The sequence below is a fragment of the Caenibacillus caldisaponilyticus genome (assembly GCF_002003465.1).
In the GTDB taxonomy this organism is placed as follows: domain Bacteria; phylum Bacillota; class Bacilli; order Bacillales; family Sporolactobacillaceae; genus Caenibacillus; species Caenibacillus caldisaponilyticus.
On the sequence record NZ_BDDQ01000018.1, the window covers coordinates 1 to 20,122 of the forward strand.

General features: G+C 57.8%; 18 protein-coding genes. 17 read left to right on the top strand and 1 reads right to left on the bottom strand.

Annotation, left to right across the window (positions count from 1 at the left end):
- Positions 1-10: 10 nt before the first annotated feature.
- The 11 genes from CCB157_RS06085 (at position 11) to CCB157_RS06135 (ending at position 12,049) form a co-directional block, all read left to right on the top strand.
- Positions 11-265, top strand: a complete 255-nt coding sequence (locus CCB157_RS06085) for a group II intron maturase-specific domain-containing protein (protein WP_238594620.1) — start codon at positions 11-13, stop codon at positions 263-265.
- A gap of 136 nt (positions 266-401) precedes the next feature.
- The gene (locus tag CCB157_RS06090; protein ID WP_077615024.1) at positions 402-1,310 is read left to right on the top strand and encodes an aspartate carbamoyltransferase catalytic subunit; all 909 of its coding nucleotides are present in this window, start codon (positions 402-404) and stop codon (positions 1,308-1,310) included.
- The gene (gene pyrC, locus CCB157_RS06095) at positions 1,295-2,578 is read left to right on the top strand and encodes a dihydroorotase (RefSeq protein ID WP_077615025.1); all 1,284 of its coding nucleotides are present in this window, start codon (positions 1,295-1,297) and stop codon (positions 2,576-2,578) included. Before CCB157_RS06090 ends, pyrC begins: the two co-directional genes overlap by 16 nt.
- On the top strand, positions 2,575-3,675 hold the full coding sequence (locus CCB157_RS06100) for a carbamoyl phosphate synthase small subunit (RefSeq protein ID WP_077615026.1): 1,101 nt from the start codon (positions 2,575-2,577) through the stop codon (positions 3,673-3,675). The genes pyrC and CCB157_RS06100 overlap by 4 nt, the downstream gene beginning before the upstream one ends.
- Positions 3,659-6,871, top strand: coding sequence for a carbamoyl-phosphate synthase large subunit (gene carB, locus CCB157_RS06105; RefSeq protein WP_077615027.1), 3,213 nt, complete (start codon positions 3,659-3,661; stop codon positions 6,869-6,871). The genes CCB157_RS06100 and carB overlap by 17 nt, the downstream gene beginning before the upstream one ends.
- Positions 6,868-7,644, top strand: coding sequence for a dihydroorotate dehydrogenase electron transfer subunit (locus tag CCB157_RS06110; RefSeq protein WP_077615028.1), 777 nt, complete (start codon positions 6,868-6,870; stop codon positions 7,642-7,644). The genes carB and CCB157_RS06110 overlap by 4 nt, the downstream gene beginning before the upstream one ends.
- The gene (locus CCB157_RS06115) at positions 7,644-8,579 is read left to right on the top strand and encodes a dihydroorotate dehydrogenase (RefSeq protein ID WP_077615029.1); all 936 of its coding nucleotides are present in this window, start codon (positions 7,644-7,646) and stop codon (positions 8,577-8,579) included. The genes CCB157_RS06110 and CCB157_RS06115 overlap by 1 nt, the downstream gene beginning before the upstream one ends.
- A complete protein-coding gene (gene pyrF, locus CCB157_RS06120; protein WP_077615030.1) occupies positions 8,564-9,286 on the top strand; it encodes an orotidine-5'-phosphate decarboxylase in 723 nt (240 codons plus the stop codon). The genes CCB157_RS06115 and pyrF overlap by 16 nt, the downstream gene beginning before the upstream one ends.
- Positions 9,273-9,914 (top strand): orotate phosphoribosyltransferase, encoded by a 642-nt coding sequence (gene pyrE / locus CCB157_RS06125; protein ID WP_077615031.1) that lies wholly within the window; start codon positions 9,273-9,275, stop codon positions 9,912-9,914. Before pyrF ends, pyrE begins: the two co-directional genes overlap by 14 nt.
- A gap of 228 nt (positions 9,915-10,142) precedes the next feature.
- A complete protein-coding gene (locus tag CCB157_RS06130; RefSeq protein ID WP_238594617.1) occupies positions 10,143-10,802 on the top strand; it encodes a class I SAM-dependent methyltransferase in 660 nt (219 codons plus the stop codon).
- Positions 10,803-11,218: 416 nt separating this feature from the next.
- Positions 11,219-12,049, top strand: coding sequence for a formate/nitrite transporter family protein (locus CCB157_RS06135; protein WP_077615032.1), 831 nt, complete (start codon positions 11,219-11,221; stop codon positions 12,047-12,049).
- 351 nt (positions 12,050-12,400) lie between these two features.
- On the opposite strand, the gene CCB157_RS06140 is transcribed toward CCB157_RS06135, so the two are convergent.
- The gene (locus CCB157_RS06140) at positions 12,401-14,119 is read right to left on the bottom strand and encodes an Rqc2 family fibronectin-binding protein (protein ID WP_077615124.1); all 1,719 of its coding nucleotides are present in this window, start codon (positions 14,117-14,119) and stop codon (positions 12,401-12,403) included.
- A 135-nt stretch (positions 14,120-14,254) separates the two neighbouring features.
- Between CCB157_RS06140 and CCB157_RS06145 the strand changes: the two genes are divergently transcribed.
- The 6 genes from CCB157_RS06145 to priA all read left to right on the top strand — a co-directional run bounded on the left by CCB157_RS06145 (position 14,255) and on the right by priA (position 20,059).
- A complete protein-coding gene (locus CCB157_RS06145; RefSeq protein WP_077615033.1) occupies positions 14,255-15,136 on the top strand; it encodes a YicC/YloC family endoribonuclease in 882 nt (293 codons plus the stop codon).
- Positions 15,137-15,165: 29 nt separating this feature from the next.
- Entirely contained in the window at positions 15,166-15,429 is a 264-nt protein-coding gene (gene remA, locus CCB157_RS06150) for an extracellular matrix/biofilm regulator RemA (RefSeq protein WP_077615034.1), read from the top strand.
- A 12-nt stretch (positions 15,430-15,441) separates the two neighbouring features.
- The gene (gmk, locus tag CCB157_RS06155) at positions 15,442-16,065 is read left to right on the top strand and encodes a guanylate kinase (RefSeq protein ID WP_077615035.1); all 624 of its coding nucleotides are present in this window, start codon (positions 15,442-15,444) and stop codon (positions 16,063-16,065) included.
- Positions 16,065-16,256, top strand: coding sequence for a DNA-directed RNA polymerase subunit omega (rpoZ, locus tag CCB157_RS06160; protein WP_077615125.1), 192 nt, complete (start codon positions 16,065-16,067; stop codon positions 16,254-16,256). The genes gmk and rpoZ overlap by 1 nt, the downstream gene beginning before the upstream one ends.
- 159 nt (positions 16,257-16,415) lie before the next feature.
- Positions 16,416-17,633: a bifunctional phosphopantothenoylcysteine decarboxylase/phosphopantothenate--cysteine ligase CoaBC gene (gene coaBC / locus CCB157_RS06165; RefSeq protein WP_077615036.1), complete on the top strand. Its 1,218-nt coding sequence runs from the start codon at positions 16,416-16,418 to the stop codon at positions 17,631-17,633.
- Complete coding sequence (gene priA, locus CCB157_RS06170; protein ID WP_077615037.1) at positions 17,630-20,059, top strand: primosomal protein N'; 2,430 nt, start codon at positions 17,630-17,632, stop codon at positions 20,057-20,059. Before coaBC ends, priA begins: the two co-directional genes overlap by 4 nt.
- Positions 20,060-20,122 lie beyond the last annotated feature (63 nt).

Below are 20,122 nucleotides of genomic sequence, written 5' to 3' on the forward strand. Positions count from 1 at the left end.
CATGGGATGGATGGGGTACTTCGCGTTAATTGAGACCCCCTCTCCCTTGAAGCGCCTGGAAGAATGGATAAGAAGAAGGTTGAGACTATGCCGTTGGCACCAATGGAAAAGGGTGAGAACTCGAATTCGTGAACTAAGAGCCCTTGGGCTCAAAGAACACGAAGTGTTCGAGATCGCTAACACTCGGAAAGGGGCTTGGCGTACGACAAGGACGCCTCAATTGCATAAAGCCCTTGGCAAAGCTACTGGCTTAAGCAAGGGCTGAAGAGTTTAACGCAGAGATATTTTGAACTCCGTCAAGATTGGCGAACCGCCTAGTGCGGACCCGCATGCTAGGTGGTGTGAGGGGACGGGGGTTCGTCACCCCCTCCTACTCGATGGGTAATGGGGAGGAGATCAACTTGCGACATTTGTTTCGATTGACCGACTGGACGCCGGATGACGTTCACCGCCTGCTCGATCGGGCGGAAGCGCTCGCCGCGGGCGGCGCGACCGCCGATTTATCGGGAACGTTTGCCGCCAACCTGTTTTTCGAACCGAGCACCCGAACGCGTTTCAGCTTTGAAGTCGCCGAAAAGCGTCTTGGCATGCACGTCTTAAACGTGACGCCAGAGGCTTCCAGCGTCAAAAAAGGCGAAACGCTCTATGACACGTTGAAAACGCTCGAAGCCATCGGGGTATCCGTCGCCGTGGTCCGCCATCCCGAAGAGGGCTATTATGAGGGGCTTGGGGAAGGGCTCGGGCTTTCCGTCATCAACGCCGGCGACGGCTGCGGTCATCACCCGACGCAAACGCTCATCGATTTGTACACGATCCGCCGGGAATTCGGGACGTTAAAAGACGTGACGGTAGCCATCATCGGCGATTTGCGGCACAGCCGCGTCGCCCGCTCGAATGCGGAAATGCTTGTGAAAATGGGCGCGTGCGTCGTGCTCTCCGGTCCGCCGGAATGGCGGGATCCGGATTTTCCCGGCGAATATGTGGCGATCGACGAGGCCGTGCGCTGCGCCGATGTCGTCAATTTATTGCGCATCCAGCTGGAACGCCATAACGGCGGCGAAGACGAATTGGTGGCGGATTATCACCGCGCTTACGGGCTGACAGCGGCGCGCGCCCATCTCATGAAGCCCGGGGCGATCATCATGCATCCCGCGCCCGTCAACCGCGGCGTCGAAATCGCCGATGTGTTGGTGGAAGCGCCGAATGCACGGATTTTCGCGCAAATGCAGGCCGGTCCGTTCGTGCGCATGGCGGTGCTCGAGTGGGCGTTCAAACGAGAGAGGGTGGCGAAGTCATGGGCGTGTTGCTGAAGGGCGGCACGGTTTACACGGACGGGCGTTTCGTCGCGGCCGACGTCTTGATCGAAGCCGGCCGTATCAAGCGCATCGCTGCCGGCATCGCGGCCGCCGGCCACGAAGTCGTCGACGTCCACGGCCGCCACGTCCTGCCCGGATTCGTCGATCTCCACGTCCATCTTCGCGAACCGGGAGGCGAACATAAAGAAACGATCGCGACCGGAACGGCAGCGGCGGCGCGCGGCGGGTTTACGACGGTGGCGGCGATGCCGAACACGAACCCGATCCCCGACCGGCCGGAGACTTTGCAGGCGCTGTTGGCCCGCATCCGGGAGGCGGCCAACGTGCGCGTGTTGCCTTACGCGGCCATCACCGTCGGACAAAAGGGGGAAGAAGTGGTGGACATCGCCCGCTTGAAAGCCCTCGGCGCGTTCGCCTTTACAGATGACGGACGGGGCGTTCAATCGGCGGGCGTGATGTTTCAAGCGATGAAAAGCGCGGCGGCGTGCGGCGCGGCGATCGTCGCCCATTGCGAAGACGAAACGCTGATCCGCGGCGGTTCCTTTCACGACGGCCGTTTGGTCCGGCAACTCGGCCTCACGGGGCTTCCGTCCGTCGCCGAAGCGGTGCACGTCGCCCGCGACGTGCTCCTCGCCGAGGCCGCGGGATGCCATTATCACGTCTGCCATGTGAGCGCTAAGGAATCCGTCCGCATCATCCGCGCCGCGAAACGGGCGGGGCTTCCCGTCACCGCCGAGGTTACGCCGCATCACTTGCTGTTGACGGAAGAGGACATCCCCGGGGCGGATGCCAACTATAAGATGAATCCCCCCCTCCGCAGCCGTGAAGATCGGGAGGCGCTCATCGAAGGGCTCCTCGACGGCACGATCGATTTGATCGCGACCGACCATGCCCCGCACGCGGCCGAGGAAAAGGCGCGTCCGCTCGATGAAGCGCCGTTCGGCATCGTCGGTTTGGAAACCGCGTTCCCGCTGCTTTATACGCACCTTGTCCGGAACGGGCCGCTCGCATTGGAACGCTTGATTGACCTCATGACGCGCAAGCCGTGTGAAGCGTTCGGCCTTCCGTACGGTGCGCTCAAGGAAGGGGCAACGGCCGACGTCACCGTGGTCGATCTCGGGCTCAGGCGCGCGATCCGTCCGGATCAATTCGCGTCCAAAGGCAAAAACACGCCGTTTGCGGGCCGCGTGGTCGAGGGATGGCCGGTTTTGACCATGGTCGAAGGAAAAAGGATTTGGGATGGAAGAGGGGTTGGCGCATGAAGCGTTGGTTGGTATTGGAAAACGGCGAGGTGTTTGAAGGCGAAGCTTTCGGTTCCGAAAACGAAGCGGAAGGCGAAGTCGTCTTCAATACAAGCATGACCGGTTATCAAGAGATTTTATCGGATCCGTCTTATTGCGGGCAAATCGTCGTCATGACCTATCCGCTTATCGGCAACTACGGCATCCATCGCGATGATTTTGAAGCGATGGCGCCGGCCGCTTGCGGCCTGATCGTAAAAGAAGCCGCCGACCAGCCGAGCCATTGGAAGAGCGAGCGGTCGCTCGTCGACCTGTTGAAGGAAAAGGGCATTCCCGGGCTCGCCGGCGTCGATACCCGCCGGCTGACGAAACGGATCCGCACGCACGGTACATTAAAAGGCCGGCTGACAAACGCTTTGGCCAATAAAGAGAAAATAGTCGCGGAATTGCGCAGGCGTCCGGCTCCGCGCGATCTCGTGGACCGCGTTTCGACGAAAGCGCCGTATGCGAGTCCGGGCGCGGGCCCGCGCGTCGTCATCATCGATTTTGGCATGAAAAAAGGCATCCTTCGCGAGGTGATTCGCCGCGGCGCCGACGTCCTCATCGTTCCTTGGCGGACGCCGGCCGAGGAGATCCTTGGCCTCCGCCCCGACGGCATCCTGCTCACCAACGGTCCCGGAGATCCGAAGGACGTTCCGGAGGCCGTCCGCACCGTCCGCCGCTTGCTCGGTTGCGCGCCGCTGTTCGGCATTTGCCTCGGCCATCAGCTGTTGGCGCTCGCCTGCGGGGGAAATACGGTAAAAATGCCGTTCGGCCACCGCGGCGCCAACCATCCGGTCAAAGACTTGACGACGGGCCGCTTTTTCATGACGTCGCAAAACCACGGCTACGCTGTCGATCCCGATTCGCTCGCCGATACCGGGCTTGACGTCACCCATATCAACATCAATGACGGCACGGTCGAGGGGCTCGCTCATAAGGAATGGCCGGCATTTAGCGTCCAGTTCCATCCTGAAGCGGCGCCCGGACCGGAAGACAGCGGCCACCTGTTCGACCGATTTTTTGAAGCGATGATCACTTTTAGGAAAGCGGGGAAGAGCCATGCCGAAACGCCATGACATCCGTAAGATTCTCGTCATCGGCTCCGGGCCGATCGTCATCGGTCAAGCCGCGGAATTCGATTACTCGGGCACTCAAGCGTGCCAAGCCTTAAAAGAAGAAGGCTATGAGGTGGTGCTCGTCAATTCCAATCCGGCCACGATCATGACCGATCCCGACATCGCCGACCGCGTCTACATCGAACCGCTCACCGCGGACTTTGTCGGCCGCATCTTGCGCAAAGAGCGCCCCGACGGGTTGCTCGCGACCGTCGGCGGCCAAACCGGGCTGAACTTGGCGGCCGAACTCGAACGCTCGGGACTTCTCGCGGAACTCGGCATCGAATTGCTCGGGACGCGAATGGACGCCATACGCAAGGCCGAGGACCGCGACGCATTCCGCCGTCTCATGCATGAGCTCGGCGAACCGGTTCCCGACAGCCGCATCGTGACCTCGTTGGAGGAAGCCGAAGCGTTCGCCGCCGAAGCCGGCTTTCCGCTCATCGTCCGGCCGGCCTATACCCTCGGGGGGACGGGCGGAGGCATCGCCAAAAACCAGGCGGAACTCGTGGCCATCGCGGCGAACGGCTTGAAACGGAGCCCCGTCCATCAGGTGCTTATCGAAAAGAGCATTGCGGGCTACAAGGAAATCGAGTTTGAAGTGATGCGCGATGCTTCCGACGGGGCGATCATCATCTGTCCGATGGAGAACGTCGACCCGGTCGGTATTCACACGGGCGACTCGATCGTCACCGCGCCATGTCAAACGCTCTCCGACCGCGATTTGCAACGGCTTCGCAACGCCGCGCTCCGAATCGTGCGCGCCTTGAAAATCGAAGGCGGATGCAACGTCCAGCTCGCCCTCAACCCGAAGAGCGACGACTACTACGTCATCGAAGTCAATCCGCGCCTCAGCCGATCATCGGCGCTCGCTTCGAAAGCGACCGGGTACCCGATCGCTAAAGTCGCCGCCAAAATCGCGGTCGGCTTGCGCCTCGATGAAATCAAAAACGCGGTCACCGGAACGACATACGCGAGTTTCGAACCGGCCGTCGATTACGTTGTCACAAAAATTCCGCGCTGGCCTTTTGATAAATTCGAATCGGCCGACCGCACGCTCGGAACCCAGATGAAGGCGACCGGCGAAGTGTTGGCCATCGGCCGCACGTTCGAGGAATCATTTTTAAAAGCGGTGCGCTCCCTTGAAGCGGGCTACACGCATCTTCATGATGAAGAGATTGCGGCCATGGCCGATGACGAAGTGCTGTCCGGCATTCGGGCGATGGACGACCGCCGCGTCTTCTATATAGCCGAGGCGATCCGCCGCGGGGTGCCGATCGCTGACATCCATGAGATGACGGCCATCGACCGCTTTTTCTTGCAAAAATTCGCCAAGATCATCGCGATGGAACAACGTTTGAAAAACGCTGTCGGTGATGTGGGGATTTTGAGAGAGGCGAAGAAAACGGGGTTCTCCGACGCCGCCGTCGCCAAGCTGTGGGGAATGAAGGAGAGCGCCGTCTACGACTTGCGCATGGCGCACGGGCTTTTGCCGGTATACAAAATGGTCGATACGTGCGCCGGTGAATTTGTGAGCGCCACGCCGTATTATTACGGAACATACGAGGCGGAAAACGAATCGATCCGGTCCGAAAAATCGAGCGTCGTCGTCCTCGGCTCCGGCCCGATCCGCATCGGGCAAGGCATCGAGTTCGATTACGCGACCGTCCACGCGATTTGGGCGATCAAGGAAGCCGGATACGAAGCGATCGTCATCAACAACAATCCGGAGACGGTGTCGACCGACTTTAGCGTGTCCGACAAACTGTACGTCGAACCGTTGACGGCCGAGGACGTCCTGCACGTCATCGAATTGGAAAAACCGGTCGGCGTCATCGTTCAGTTCGGCGGACAAACCGCCCTCAATCTCGCGTCCAAGCTCGCCGAACGCGGCGTCCGCATCCTCGGCACGCCGCTCGCGGCGATGGATGAAGCGGAAGACCGCGAAAAATTCGAGCGGTTGCTGGAGCGCCTCGGCATCGCCAAACCGCCCGGAGGCGCCGCCGTTTCGGTCGATGAAGCGGTCGCCATCGCGGCGCGCATCGGTTATCCCGTCCTCGTCCGCCCGTCCTACGTCCTCGGCGGGCGGGCGATGGAAATCGTTTGGGATGAAGAAGCGCTCGTGCATTACATGGAGAACGCCGTGAAAGTCAGCCCGGACCACCCGGTTTTGATCGACCGCTATCTCGACGGAACGGAGGTCGAGGTCGACGCGGTTGCCGACGGCACCGACGTCTACATCCCGGGCATCATGGAACACATCGAACGCGCCGGCGTCCATTCGGGCGACTCGATCGCCGTTTACCCGTCGCCAAATCTCTCTCAAGCCTTGAAAGAAAAACTCGTGGAGATGACGATCGCCATCGCCCGCGCCTTGAAAATCGTCGGGTTGTTGAACATTCAGTTCGTCATTCACCGCGGGGAGGTTTATGTGTTGGAAGTCAATCCGCGCTCGAGCCGGACGGTGCCCTTCTTAAGCAAAATCACGGGCGTCCCGATGGCGGACCTCGCGGCGAAAGCGATGTTGGGCGAACGCCTGTCGACGCTTGGCTACGGTACGGGCTATAAAGAGGAAACAAACGAGGTTTTCGTCAAAGTGCCGGTGTTTTCGTTTGCGAAGCTGCAGCGCGTCGATACGACGCTCGGGCCGGAAATGAAGTCGACGGGGGAAGTCATGGGCCGCGATACCACATTGGAAAAAGCGCTGTACAAAGGCTTGCTCGCCAGCGGCATGACGATTCCGACCCACGGTTCGGTGCTCTTTACGATCGCGGACAAAGACAAAGGTGCGGCGCTTTCGCTCGCCCGCCGGTTCGCGGCGATCGGTTACGACATTCTCGCTACGGAAGGCACGGCCGCGGCCCTGCGCGAAGCGGGCCTGCCCGTGACCGTTGTGAGCAAGATTTCGGAAAAGAAACCGACGCTTCTTGAGATCATCCGGGGCGGCGGTGCGCAGTTCGTCATCAATACGATGGACAAAAGCCGGCGGCCGGCCCGGGACGGGTTCCGCATTCGCCGTGAAGCCGCCGAAAACGGCGTCGTCTGCTTGACGTCGCTCGACACCGCCGACGCCTTATTGAAGGTGCTTGAATCGCTCGCTTTTTCCACAAAACCGCTTGCCGCCGCGAAAACGCCGAAAACGGCGGTGACCGTATGATGCGGGTCGAACGCATGACGGTCGTTGCCAACCGGTCCATCGCCCGCAACATCTTTGAACTGACCGTGACGGGCGAGCTCGCCCGCCGCGTTCAGGCACCGGGCCAATTCGTCCACATCCGTCCGGAAGCGGCCGGAACGCTGCTTAGAAGGCCGATCAGCATTTGCCGCGTGGATGGCGATCAAAAGCGCCTCACGGTCGTGTTTCGCGCCGAAGGTTCCGGAACGAAGGCGTTGGCGGCCTGCCGCGTCGGCGATGCCCTGGACGTGTTCGGCCCGCTCGGCAACGGCTTTCCGACCGACCGCTTAGCATCCGGGGCGCACGCGCTGATCGTGGGAGGAGGCATCGGCGTGCCGCCGCTCTATGAGCTTTCCAAGCGCCTGGCGGCACGGGGCGTTGCCGTCATGCACGTCCTCGGGTTTCGCAGCGCGTGCGATGTCTTTTACGAAGACGCTTTTTCCGCGCTCGGCCCGACATGGATCGCCACCGAGGACGGTTCCCGGGGCTTCAAAGGCCGGGTCACGGACGTGATCGCAGGGGAAGGCCTGCGCTACGACGCGATGTTTGCCTGCGGCCCGCGCCCCATGCTTCAGGCGTTGGCGGCCATGCGCGGCGACAAACCGTTGTTCCTCTCATTGGAAGAAAGAATGGGCTGTGCGCTCGGCGCCTGCTTCGCCTGCGTCGTGCGCGTGAAGGACGATGAAACCGGGACGGCTTACCGGAAAATTTGCGCGGACGGCCCGATTTTTGAAGCGGGAGAGGTGGTGTTCTGATGGATGCCGAAAGGCTTGCGGTCAATCTGCCCGGTCTGTCCCTGAAAAATCCGATCATGCCGGCTTCGGGCTGTTTCGCCTTCGGCAAGGAGTTCGGGGCGCTGTACGATCTCGATCAATTGGGCGCCATCGTTTTAAAGTCGGTGACGCGCGAGTCGCGTTTCGGCAATCCGACGCCGCGCGTCACGGAAACGGCGAGCGGCATGCTGAACGCCATCGGTTTGCAAAACCCCGGCGTCGACCGCCTCGTCGCCGAGGTGTTGCCGGAACTTGCCCGGCGCCATCGCGCGCCGATCATCGCGAATGTCGCCGGCTCGACGTTCGAGGACTACGTCTATGTGGCGGAACGCCTTTCTGCAAGCGGCTTTGTGTCCGCGCTGGAATTGAACATCTCCTGTCCGAACGTGAAGGCGGGCGGTCTCCAATTCGGCACCGATCCGGAGATCGCGGCCCGGCTGACGGAAAAGGTGAAAGCCGTCTCCGCCGTTCCCGTGTACGTTAAACTTTCCCCGAACGTGACCGACATCGTCGCCGTCGCCAAAGCCGTGGAAGAAGCCGGTGCCGACGGGTTGTCCATGATCAACACGCTCGTCGGCATGCGCATCGACGTGAAGACGATGCGCCCCGTCCTCGCCAACGCCACGGGCGGGTTGAGCGGACCGGCGATCAAACCGATCGCGATCCGCATGATCTATGAGGTAAGCCAAAAGGTCAAGCTGCCGATCATCGGCATGGGCGGCATCCGGACGGCGGACGACGTCATCGAATTTTTGCTCGCCGGCGCGAGCGCCGTCGCCGTCGGAACGGCCAATTTCGTCGATCCGTTCGCCATGCCGGCCATCATCAAAGCTTTACCGGAAAAACTGGACGCCCTCAACGTCCGCCGGGTGACAGAACTCATCGGAAGGAGTTGGAAACCGTGCGGGACCGCGTGATCGTAGCATTGGACGTTTCTTCCGCAGAAGCGCTCGGCCGCCTGATCCGCGCGATCGCGGGGGAGGGGCTTTTTGTCAAAGTCGGGATGGAACTGTTTTACCGGCTCGGCCCCGACGTCGTCCGCATGTTGAAAGCGGAAGGCCATTGCGTCTTCTTGGATTTAAAACTTCACGACATCCCGACGACCGTCCGGAAAGCGATGCGCGGTTTGGCCGCGCTCGGCGCCGACATGGTGACCGTCCACGCCGCCGGCGGGACGAACATGATGCGCGCCGCCCTTGAAGGTCTGGAAGAAGGAACGCCCGCAGGGGAAAAGCGGCCGCTCTGCCTCGCCGTCACGCAGCTGACGAGCACGGATCAAGCGATGTTGGCCGAAGAGCTGTTGATAAAAAAGCCGCTGCCGGAAACCGTGGCGCACTATGCGGCGCTCGCTTATCGATCCGGGCTGGACGGGGTGGTCGCGTCGCCGTGGGAAGCGAAGACCGTCAAAGCCGCGACGTCCCCCGGCTTTCTCGTCGTCACCCCGGGCATCCGCCTTGCCGGCGATGCCCGCGATGATCAAAAGCGGTCGGCGACGCCCGCACAGGCGCGGCATCTGGGCAGCGACTACATCGTCGTCGGCCGCAGCATCACCCGCGCCGCCCATCCGCGCGCGGCATACGAAAGAGTGATCAAAGAATGGAGGCATGCCGATGTCCGAGCTTAAGCATGTGATCGCCGAAAAATTGCTGGCCATCAACGCCGTCATCCTCAATCCCGACGAGCCGTTTACCTGGTCCTCCGGTCTCAAAGCGCCGATTTATTGCGACAACCGGCTCACCCTTTCTTATCCCGACGTCCGCAGCGCGTTCGCCGACGCGCTCAGCACCTTGGTCCGCCGCCATTTTCCGGATGCCGAAGTGATCGCCGGCACCGCCACCGCCGGCATTCCCCATGCCGCTTGGGTCAGCGAACGCTTGCGCTTGCCGATGGTGTACGTGAGAAGCTCGGCGAAAGCGCACGGCAAGAAAAAACAAATCGAAGGCCTCGTTCCCCGGGGACGGAAAGTCGTCGTCATCGAAGATTTGATCTCAACGGGCGCAAGCGTCCTCGCCGCCGTGGCCGCCCTGCGCAAGGAAGGCGCCCAAGTCTTGGGAGCGGCCGCGATTTTTACGTACGGCTTGAACGGGACGGCCGAACGTTTCGAAGCCGCTTCCGTTCCGTATCACACGCTGACCGATTTTTCCGCGTTGATCGAAGTGGCGAAAGAGAAACAGGTGATCGATGACGGCGGGTTGCGGCGGCTTGAGAAGTGGCATCGCGCCCCCGACGGTCCGGATTGGCGGGTCGGCTGAAGCCGGCATTACCATTAAAGCGTCCTTAATAATCAATCGGCTTGCGACCATGGCTGACGCGGATGTCCGTCCATGGGAAGTGAACGGACAGGCGAACGTTATCCAAGCGCCCCGTTTTATGAATCAGCGCCGGCAGTGCCGGCATTTTTTTCAAACTATATCGTTTTGAAATATGTTAAAATTCCTACGAGAAAGAGTACGTGATGGGTAAACGAATGGAGGGATAGGGTGCGAAAATTCCCAGCGGAAACATTTGATGCGCTCGTCGATTTTTTTGACCGGATGGCGCAAACCGCTTGGCTGGCGGCTTTGCATCGCCGCCTCGTGTCCCTCACCGGCGATTGGGGCGGCAAGTGCGTCCTTGATGTCGGTTGCGGGACGGGGAGGCTGTTGCTGTGCGGCGCGGCGAAGACCGCGCGAATGGTCGGTGTCGATCTTTCGGAGAAAATGGTTGAAAAAAGCCGTGAAAACGCCCGCATGGCCGGGTTTGCGGACACGACGGCGTTTTATGTCGGAGATGCCGTTTCTCTTCCTTTTGAAGCGTCCGCTTTTGACCTCGTTCTTTCCGCATGCGTCATGTTTCTTTTGCCCGAACCGGAAAAAGGCATGCGGGAAATGTTGCGGGTCGCGAAAACCAAAGGGCAAATCGCCATGCTCAATCCGGGAGAAAGAATGACGGAAGAGGCGGCAGCCGCTTATATTGAAAGGCATCAATTGGCCGCTTTTGAAAAAGAAGCTTTACAGCAATGGGCGAAGGTCGCGGTCCGGAGGCACCGTTATTCGGAAAGCGGGCTCACCGCCCTGCTGAACCGAATGGGAGCGGAAGGCGTCATCCATTATCCCGCGATGGATGGCTTGGCTTTGATCACCTTGGCCTATAAGGCATGATGAACATATGGAACAAAGGCTGGGAGAATGTTTCCGTTCTCTCGGCCTTTCAATTTTTTTCTGACGATCAGGCGTGGCGTTCAAATGAACCGCATCGATTTCTGCACAACGGGCAGCCCTCTTTATAACTTCACGTCGGCAAACTTGCCATGCTCTTAAATCATCTTTATGTCATTTTAAATGATTGACTGTTAAGGGGTATTCTGCCAATTTTCGGGTGGAAATGAAGAACAGAGGCGAAGGCTTTCTGTAAAAAACATCACTTTCACGCAGCCATTATTTTTTTAGTAAACGATTGCAACAAGTAGAGTTGACATTTGCTTTAACATTTGCTTCGACCGGTTGAAAAATAGTTAAAAAAGCATATGGTTATATGACGTATGGATAAAACGCAATGAAAGAGAAGTGACGGAGTGATGGAAGCCATTCGAAAATGTAAAGAAGCGGCCTTAAAAAAACGCAAAATTATAGACCGCTCCCTTATCCAATATATGACGCGGGCTGCCTTGGCCGGGGTGTACATCGGATTCGCGCTCGTTCTCTGTTTTCGTGTGGGGGAATTTTTCCGTGCGGCGAATTCGCCGGCGACTTATTTAGTCAGCGGCATTTTTTTCGGCATCGCTTTAGTCTTAATCATGTACGGCGAGGCCGAACTGTTTACCGGCAATACAATGTATTTTACCGTCAGCACCTTGCACAAAACGACGACTATTAAAGATTTGCTGCGTAATTGGCTGGCTTGTTATAGCGGCAATTTATTGGGGGCCGTCTTTTTTGCCTTTCTGATTTCCCTGTCCGGCGTTTTTGATCATCTTCCGAAAGAGCATTTATTATTTCTCGTGGCGGAGAAAAAAATAGAGGCCACCACTTTGCAGCTCTTTGTTAAAGGCATTCTCTGTAACTGGCTCGTCTGCTTGGCGATTTTTATTCCGATGCAGATGAAAGAGGATACGGCTAAAGTCTTTTCAATGATTCTCATCGTCTTTATCTTTTTTGCTTCCGGCTACGAACACTCCATCGCCAATTTCGTCCTCTTTTCCCTGGCTTTGGCCGTTCCGCATCCAGAGGCGATCAACTTGGCCGGCGTGGTGCACAACATTATTCCCGTCACATTGGGCAACATCGTCGGCGGCGCTTTATTTATGGGCGCGTTGTATACGTATTTGACGTCGAAAAATGAAGCCTACGGTTCAGCGAAACAGTCGGTTGAGTACTTGTTTCATAAAAGAAAACCATTGAGCAAATGATGAATGCCTGCCATCGCCCGAGCATTGTTGAGGCACGGGCAATGGCAGTTTTTTTTGTAAGCAAGCCGCCTTATGTTGTGCGCATCCGTCCTTCTTCCATGAGCGGTGAAAACGCCCGCCACGCCGGGGTGAAGGCCGTGCTGGATTTTTCGGCGGAGAGGCCGCGTTGTTTTTCTAACGTTTGTGCTCGTATGGATTCAGTCGGGCGCCGAATCATTGAAAGCGGGCTTAGCGTTTTGACAAAAAGGAAGCAAAAGGCGCCAGCCGTGATGCCGCGATGGCCGGTTTGGCTTGGATATCCCTGGTATACAGGACATAAAAAAACAAAGGCTGAGAAAGCGAAAGCGCTTCTCAGCCTTTGGCGTTTTCTTTCAAACGGGCGACGAGCGATTCGTCGGGGGTGACGAAGACGGTTTTTTGATGGTCATAGATGACGTATCCGGGTTTCGCTCCGCTCGGCTTGCGCACATGGCGGATGAGCGTGTAATCGACGGGGACGCGGCTTGACAGCCGGGACTTGCTGAAATAAGCCGCCAGTCCCGCCGCTTCAAGCAGCGTCCGTTCGCCAAACGTTTTTGCGCGGATGACGACGTGGGAACCGGGGCTGTCTTTGGCATGGAGCCATGTATCGTCGGGCGAGGCGAGCCGGGTCGTCAAATAGTCGTTTTGCCGGTTGTTTTTTCCAACGAGGATCACCGCGCCTTCCGATGAAACATAGCGCTCGGGTTCGGGCCGTTGCGGCTTCGCTTTCCGCTGCGCTGCCGTGCGCCGGCGCACGTAGCCGCCTTCTTCAAGCTCCTCGCGAATCTCGGCGATGTCCTTTAATGAAGCCGTTTCGATTTGTTGGGCGACGCTTTCAAGGTAGGCGATCTCTTCCCGGGTCTGTTCGATTTGTTTGACGATCTCTTTTTTGGCCGTTTTTAACTTCGCATATTTGCGAAAATAGCCCTGGGCGTTTTCCGAAGGCGTTTTGTTCGGGTCGAGCGGAATCGTGATCGTCTGTTGTTGCTCGTCATAATAATTGACCGCTTCGAGTTCGCGGTCGCCCTTTTTTGCGAGATGCAGGTTGGCCGTCAAGAGCTCGCCGAAGAGCCGATAGCGCTCGGCGTCTTCCGCTTCGCGCAACTCCGTTTGCAGTTTTTTCAGCTTTCTTTCATTCTTTTTCTTTTCATTAGTGACGATGCGGTGCAAATCGGAGACGCGCTGGCGGACGAGATCGCTTTCGGCTTTGCGGGCATAAAAGGCTTCGAGCATTGCGCTCACGCTGGCAAAGGCTTCTTCGCCGGCCAAGTGCGACATGGGCAGAACGTGAAAGGCGTCTTTGCCGTTTTCCGACCGATAGATGGCCGGATGAAAGGCTTCCGATCGGAGCTCGGCTTGGAGGTCCAAAAACGCCTTGACAACGGCTTCCCGCGTCGGCAGACCGGCGCGATGGAGCAATTCGCGCGCGATCAGCGGGCTGAATCCGTCGACGGCCCCGCTGATTTGGCTTTCCAATTTGCCGGCATTAAAATCGAGCCGCTTCAAAAAATCGTCGCGCTCGGCTTTCGCCGGGTCGAGCTTTCCCCAATCCGGAGGCGAGACATATATCGCTCCGGGTAGCACCGTGCGGTGGCGGTTGACAGCCGGCGACAACCGCTTGACCGCATCGATGATCGTTTGGCTCTCGGCGTCGATTAGAATGATGTTGCTGTGTTTGCCCATGATTTCGACGACGAGCCGCTTGGTGACGTCGTCGCCGATGTCGTTTTTGCCGCGAAAGTTTAAATGGACGATCCGTTCATAGCCGACTTGTTCGATCGACTCGAGGACGGCGCCTTCGAGATGCTTGCGCAGAACCATGCAAAACGCGGGCGGTTCCGGCGGGTTATCCGGCGTCTCTTTGACCAAGTGCATGCGCGCGTATTGCGCATGGGCCGATAGGAGCAATTTATGGTTCTTTCCGCGGGCGCGGATGACGAGAACCAATTCGGTTTTAAAAGGCTGATGGATCTTCGCCACCCGGCCCCTTTCGAGCACGCGTTCGAGCTCGCGAACGACGGCCCGGGTGACGATGCCGTCAAAAGACATGGAAACATCCACTCCTTCTTCAACAAAGTATATCATGAACGCGAACAAGACGGCGATCACGCGCATGGCCGATGCAAAGTCGCCTACTTGTTGATCCGCCGAATTTTGTTTAGAATTAACGATGGATGTGATAAAATGTTAAAAAGCATGACAGGTTACGCACGCGCGTTCCGGACGGAAGGAAACCGCTCCGTCACGGTGGAGATGAAGGCGGAAAACGGCCGTTATCTGGACATCGCGTTTTCACTGCCCAAATCACTCACATATTTGGAAGAACCATTAAAACGGATGATTGCGGAACGGGTTCAACGCGGAAAAGTCCGGGTCGGCATCGCCGTCGAAGGGATGGCGCTTGCCGAAACGGTGTTGGAGATGGATTGGGCATTGCTCGATCAATACCTGTCCGCCCTCGCTTCCGCCGCCCGCCGCTATGGACTTTCAAACGAACTTACGGCAGGCGACCTCGTTCGGCTCCCGGACGTATTTAAAATAAAAGAACGGGAAAAACCGCTCGAAGAAGTCGAACCGCTCATCACGGAGACCCTCAGCGAGGCTTTGGATGCCTTATGCGCGATGCGCCTGGAAGAAGGGCGCCATATCGAAAAGGATATGCGCCTCCGCCTGGATGCGTTGAAGCGGCAGATCGAGGCGATCCGAGATCGTGTCCCGCAAGCCGTCCAAGCGCACCGGGAAAAAATGGAGCAAAGAGTGCGCGATTTTTTGAACGGCCGCGTGGACATCGATGAAACCCGCCTGTTGAATGAGGTGGCCGTTTTTGTAGATAAATCGGATATCACTGAGGAATTGACCCGGCTCGACAGCCATATCCGCCAATTTCTTCGTTTTTTGGATGAGGAGGAACCGAAGGGACGAAAGCTCGATTTTCTCGTTCAAGAGATGAACCGCGAGATCAATACCATCGGGGCCAAATCCAATGATGAAGGAATTGCGCTGGCGGTCGTCATGGCCAAAAGCGAGCTGGAAAAAATAAGAGAGCAAGCGCAAAACATCGAATGAGCGCGAAAGGCAATGGGGGGTTAGGGGAAATGGTTAAATTAATCAATATCGGTTTCGGGAACATCGCATCGGCGAACCGGATCGTCTCGATCGTCAGCCCGGAATCGCAACCCATCAAACGGCTCATCAAGATCGCCCGCGAACAAAACAAGCTGATCGATGCAACGTACGGCCGGCGCACGCGAGCGGTCATCGTCATGGACAGCGATCACGTCATCCTGTCGTCCGTACAGCCGGAAACCGTATCCGGGCGCTTGACGCAACAAGACGAAAACCATGCAGAAGGGAATTGACGGTGGCTTTCTATGGCTTATAAAGAGAAAGGCTTGTTAATTGTTTTGTCGGGGCCGTCCGGCGTCGGCAAGGGCACGGTCTGTCGGGCGCTCAGAGCGCGCGGGACCAATCTCGCCGTGTCGGTGTCGGCGACGACGAGAAAACCCAGAGCGGGCGAACGGGACGGCGTCGACTATTTCTTTAAAACCCGCGAACAATTCGAAGAGATGATCGCGAAGAACCAATTGCTCGAGTGGGCGGAATACGTCGGCAACTACTACGGCACGCCGCTCGAATACGTGGAAAAAACGCTGGAGTCGGGACGCGACGTCCTGCTTGAAATCGAAGTGCAAGGCGCGATGAAAGTCAAGAAGAATTACCCGGACGGCGTCTTTATCTTTCTCGTTCCGCCGAGCCTCAACGAGTTGAAAAAACGGATTACGAACCGGGGCACCGAAAGCGAGGAATTGATCGAAAATCGCTTGTCCGTCGCCCGCGAGGAACTCGAAATGATGAAGCATTACGACTATGTCATTGAAAACGATGAAGTCGAACGCGCCTGCGATCGCATCGAGGCCGTTGTCGTTGCCGAACATTGCCGCCGTTCGCGGGTGATTGAAAAATATAAAATGTTAACGGAGGTTGATGGCCGATGATGCTCTATCCATCGATCGATTCGCTCCTCGATCGGATCCACTCGAAATACACGCTCGTGACGCTGTCCGCCAAAAGAGCCCGCGAGCTGCAAAACAAAGAAAAACTCTTGATTGAAGATCCGAAGTCGCATAAAGAAGTCGGCAAGGCGCTTGAGGAGATCAACGCGGGCGTGATCGATTACGAGTATTGAGGCCGTTTTTTAAGCAACAACCGTTCCGGTTGTTGTTTTTTGCATGTTTACCTTTGCAAATGGGCTCGCTCCGGCTTGGAGGATCGCCCCCGCTTCGATTCGTGCGGGCCGATCGCTTCCCGGTTGTCCTGACTAAGAATGGATTGGAGAGGGTTTCGAATGGCACTGGAACAAAAAGAAATCATTTTGGGGGTGACCGGCGGGATCGCCGCCTATAAGGCTTGCACGCTCACGAGCCTGTTGGCGAAGGCGGGCGCGGCGGTCCACGTCGTCATGACGCGGGAAGCGAAAGCGTTCGTTTCGCCTCTCACTTTTCAAGCATTGTCCCATCGGCCGGTTCATGACGATCTGTTCGCGGAAGCGGATCCGAAGCAAATCGCCCACATCGATCTGGCCGATCGCGCCGACCTCATCGTCATCGCCCCGGCGACCGCCAATATCATCGCCAAACTGGCGGCGGGGATCGCCGATGATATGTTGACGACGACCGTTTTGGCTTCCAAAGCCCCGGTTTGGATCGCGCCGGCGATGAACGTGAACATGTATACCCATCCCGCTGTTCAACAAAATTTGAACAAGCTCCTTGAATACGGCTACCGTTTGATCGAACCCGGCGAGGGCCAGCTCGCTTGCGGCTGGGTCGGGAAGGGCCGGATGGAAGAACCCGAAGCGATTTTTCAGATGATTGAAGCGCATTTTTCATCGAAGCGTGCGCATGACTTCGCCGGCCGCCGCATTTTGGTCACGGCGGGCCCGACGGTGGAGAAAATCGACCCGGTCCGTTATATCACCAACCGCTCGTCGGGAAAAATGGGTTATGCGATCGCCGAAGCGGCCGCGGCGCGGGGGGCGCACGTCACCCTCATCAGCGGGCCGACGGCGCTCCAACCTCCGAACGTGGCGGAGTTCGTCGCGGTGGAGACGGCCGAAGAGATGTACCGGGCGGTCACCGAACGGTACGACGATGTCGACGCGGTGGTCAAAACCGCCGCGGTTTCCGATTACCGGCCTGCCGTCGTCAGCGCGCAAAAGATCAAAAAAGCGCAGGCCGACTGGTCGATTGATCTCGTTCCCAATCCCGACATTCTCGAAGAACTCGGGCGCCGGAAAACGAAAAAGATTTTGATCGGTTTCGCCGCCGAGACGGAGAACATCGACCAATATGCGCGGAAAAAGCTGCATGCCAAAAATTTGGACATGATTGTCGCCAACAACGTCGCCCGCGCGGACATCGGCTTCGGTTCCGACAATAACCAAGTCACCTTCTATTTCCGCGACGGACGCGTCAAGCCGCTCGCGGTCATGTCAAAAAAGCGGGTGGCCGATGAAATTTGCAACGAATTGAACCGTTTGTTCGCTTCGGGTGATGGCGCATGATCGCCCGAGTCATCGTCGATCTGGCGACCCGCCAGACGGACAGGCCGTTCGATTACCTCGTCCCTTCCGGCATGGAAGACGTCATCGAACGGGGCGCGCGCGTCATCGTCCCATTCGGCGCGCGCAAACGGCTCGGCTTCGTCGTCGACCTCACCGACACGTCGGCATTTGACCATGACCGTTTGCGGCCGATCGAGACGCTCGTCGACCAACAGCCGGTTTTAACGCCGGAATTGCTCGCGCTCGGCGACTGGTTGGCCGAAGAGACGCTTTGTTTTAAAATATCCGCATATCAGGCGATGCTGCCGGCGGCGTTAAAAGCCGATTATCACAAGCAGATCGCCGTCGCGGACGGCGGCCGTCTGAAAAGCGAACATCCGCGCCTTCTGCCGCTTTTTGAAAACGGCCGCGTTTGGGATTGGGACGTGTTGCAAAAGCAGAACCGTCAATATTTAAAAGAGATCAAACGCGCCCTTTCGTCCGGCGCGCTGCGGGCGATTGAAAAGGTGGAACAAAAAGGCGGCATCATGACCGAAAAAGTCGTGCGCGCCGCGGTTTCCAAGGAGCGGTTGACCGCATATCTTGAGGAAATCGGAAAAAGGGCGCCGAAACAGCGGCGAGTGATCGAGTATTTTTTGAAGTCCCCCGCCGGACATGAAGTGGCGACCGCCCATCTCGCCGACGCCTTGCAGGTCACCCGGACGACCATCAAAGCCTTGATCGAAAAAGGCCTGCTGGTTGAGACCGAGCGGGAAGTGTATCGCGACCCATATCGAAAGCAGGCTGCCGGCCGGGACAAACCGGCGTTGACCGCCGAACAAAGGCGGGCCATGGAACCCATCCTTCGCGACATCGCCGCGAAAAACCATCGGATCCATCTGTGCCACGGCGTCACGGGGAGCGGCAAAACGGAAATCTATCTCCAAGCGATCGAAAAGGTCATTGAAGCCGGGCGCGAAGCGATCGTGCTCGTCCCGGAAATTTCTTTGACTCCGCAAATGGTTGAGCGTTTCAAAAGCCGGTTCGGTTCCGAAGTCGCCGTGTTGCACAGCGGTTTGAGCCGCGGGGAAAAGTACGACGAATGGCGGAAAATCCATCGCGGAGAAGTGTCGGTCGCGGTCGGCGCGCGTTCGGCGGTGTTCGCGCCGTTTACCAATCTCGGGCTCATCGTCATCGATGAAGAGCACGAGACGAGTTATAAACAAGAAGAAACGCCGCGCTACCACGCCCGCGAAGTCGCCGCTTTTCGCGGCCGCTATCACAGCTGTCCGGTCATCCTCGGAAGCGCGACGCCGTCCATGGAATCTTATGCGCGCGGGAAAAAAGGCGTGTACGAACTTTCCGTTTTGTCCAAGCGCATCAACGGAAAACCGCTGCCGCCCGTCGAGGTCGTCGACATGCGCGATGAATTGCGCGCCGGCAACCACTCCATGTTTTCCCGGACGCTCTTTGAAAAGCTCAAGGACCGCCTGGAGAAAGGCGAGCAATCCGTCCTGTTTTTAAATCGCCGCGGCTATTCGACATTCGTTTTGTGCCGGGATTGCGGCCATGTTTTGTCTTGTCCGCATTGCGACATTTCCTTGACCTACCACCGGAGCGCCGGCGGTCAGATGAAATGCCATTATTGCGGCTATATCGAGCCCGTACCAAGAACGTGCCCGCGCTGCGGCGGCGCGCACATCCGCTTTTTCGGTTCGGGGACGCAAAAGGTGGAGGAAGAGCTGGCCAAGCTGTTGCCGGAAGCGCGCGTCATTCGCATGGATGTCGATACGACGCAGCGCAAAGGGGCGCATGAACGTTTATTGAAAGCTTTCGGCGCCGGCGAAGCCGATATCCTGCTCGGAACGCAAATGATCGCCAAAGGCTTGGATTTTCCGAACGTCACGCTCGTCGGGGTGCTCGCCGCCGATGCGATGCTGCGCCTTCCCGATTTTCGGGCGGCGGAAAGAACCTTTCAATTGTTAACGCAAGTCGCCGGCCGCGCCGGCCGCCGCGATTTGGACGGAGAAGTCGTCGTCCAAACGTATGCGCCCGACCATTACGCGATCGAGCTGAGCGCCCGCCACGATTATACGGCTTTCTATGAACGGGAAATGACGATGAGGAAAAGACGGGCCTATCCGCCGTACTATTTTTTGACGCTCATCACCGTCACCCATGAAACGCCGATCAAAGCCGCAGATACGGCTCAGGACATCGCCCGTTACTTGAAGAAGCGCCTTTCCCAAGATGCCGTGGTTCTCGGTCCGGTCTTTCCGGCCGTCGCGCGGATCAAAGATAGATATCGGTGCCAGTGCATGGTAAAATATAAAAACGAATCGCGTTTGCTAGAAACCTTGAAAAAAATCGTCGAACATTATCAAGATGCTCCGGTTAAAGAGGGGATGTCGGTTTCCATCGACATCAATCCTTATTCCATGATGTAACAAGCAACGGCGTGGGCCGCCCCGGCCTGCGCTTTGGACGATACATGAATGATCTTCACATTT

What these genes read in the sequence shown, in the direction of transcription:
- CCB157_RS06100 (WP_077615026.1), top strand. Translation starts at nt 2,575, where the DNA reads ATGAAGCGTTGGTTGGTATTGGAAAACGGCGAGGTGTTTGAAGGCGAA.
- CCB157_RS06110 (WP_077615028.1), top strand. Translation starts at nt 6,868, where the DNA reads ATGATGCGGGTCGAACGCATGACGGTCGTTGCCAACCGGTCCATCGCC.
- coaBC (WP_077615036.1), top strand. Translation starts at nt 16,416, where the DNA reads ATGGCACTGGAACAAAAAGAAATCATTTTGGGGGTGACCGGCGGGATC.
- CCB157_RS06085 (WP_238594620.1), top strand. Translation starts at nt 11, where the DNA reads ATGGGGTACTTCGCGTTAATTGAGACCCCCTCTCCCTTGAAGCGCCTG.
- priA (WP_077615037.1), top strand. Translation starts at nt 17,630, where the DNA reads ATGATCGCCCGAGTCATCGTCGATCTGGCGACCCGCCAGACGGACAGG.
- gmk (WP_077615035.1), top strand. Translation starts at nt 15,442, where the DNA reads ATGGCTTATAAAGAGAAAGGCTTGTTAATTGTTTTGTCGGGGCCGTCC.
- carB (WP_077615027.1), top strand. Translation starts at nt 3,659, where the DNA reads ATGCCGAAACGCCATGACATCCGTAAGATTCTCGTCATCGGCTCCGGG.
- CCB157_RS06140 (WP_077615124.1), bottom strand. Translation starts at nt 14,119, where the DNA reads ATGTCTTTTGACGGCATCGTCACCCGGGCCGTCGTTCGCGAGCTCGAA.
- pyrE (WP_077615031.1), top strand. Translation starts at nt 9,273, where the DNA reads ATGTCCGAGCTTAAGCATGTGATCGCCGAAAAATTGCTGGCCATCAAC.
- CCB157_RS06145 (WP_077615033.1), top strand. Translation starts at nt 14,255, where the DNA reads ATGTTAAAAAGCATGACAGGTTACGCACGCGCGTTCCGGACGGAAGGA.
- CCB157_RS06135 (WP_077615032.1), top strand. Translation starts at nt 11,219, where the DNA reads ATGGAAGCCATTCGAAAATGTAAAGAAGCGGCCTTAAAAAAACGCAAA.
- pyrC (WP_077615025.1), top strand. Translation starts at nt 1,295, where the DNA reads ATGGGCGTGTTGCTGAAGGGCGGCACGGTTTACACGGACGGGCGTTTC.
- CCB157_RS06115 (WP_077615029.1), top strand. Translation starts at nt 7,644, where the DNA reads ATGGATGCCGAAAGGCTTGCGGTCAATCTGCCCGGTCTGTCCCTGAAA.
- remA (WP_077615034.1), top strand. Translation starts at nt 15,166, where the DNA reads ATGGTTAAATTAATCAATATCGGTTTCGGGAACATCGCATCGGCGAAC.
- rpoZ (WP_077615125.1), top strand. Translation starts at nt 16,065, where the DNA reads ATGCTCTATCCATCGATCGATTCGCTCCTCGATCGGATCCACTCGAAA.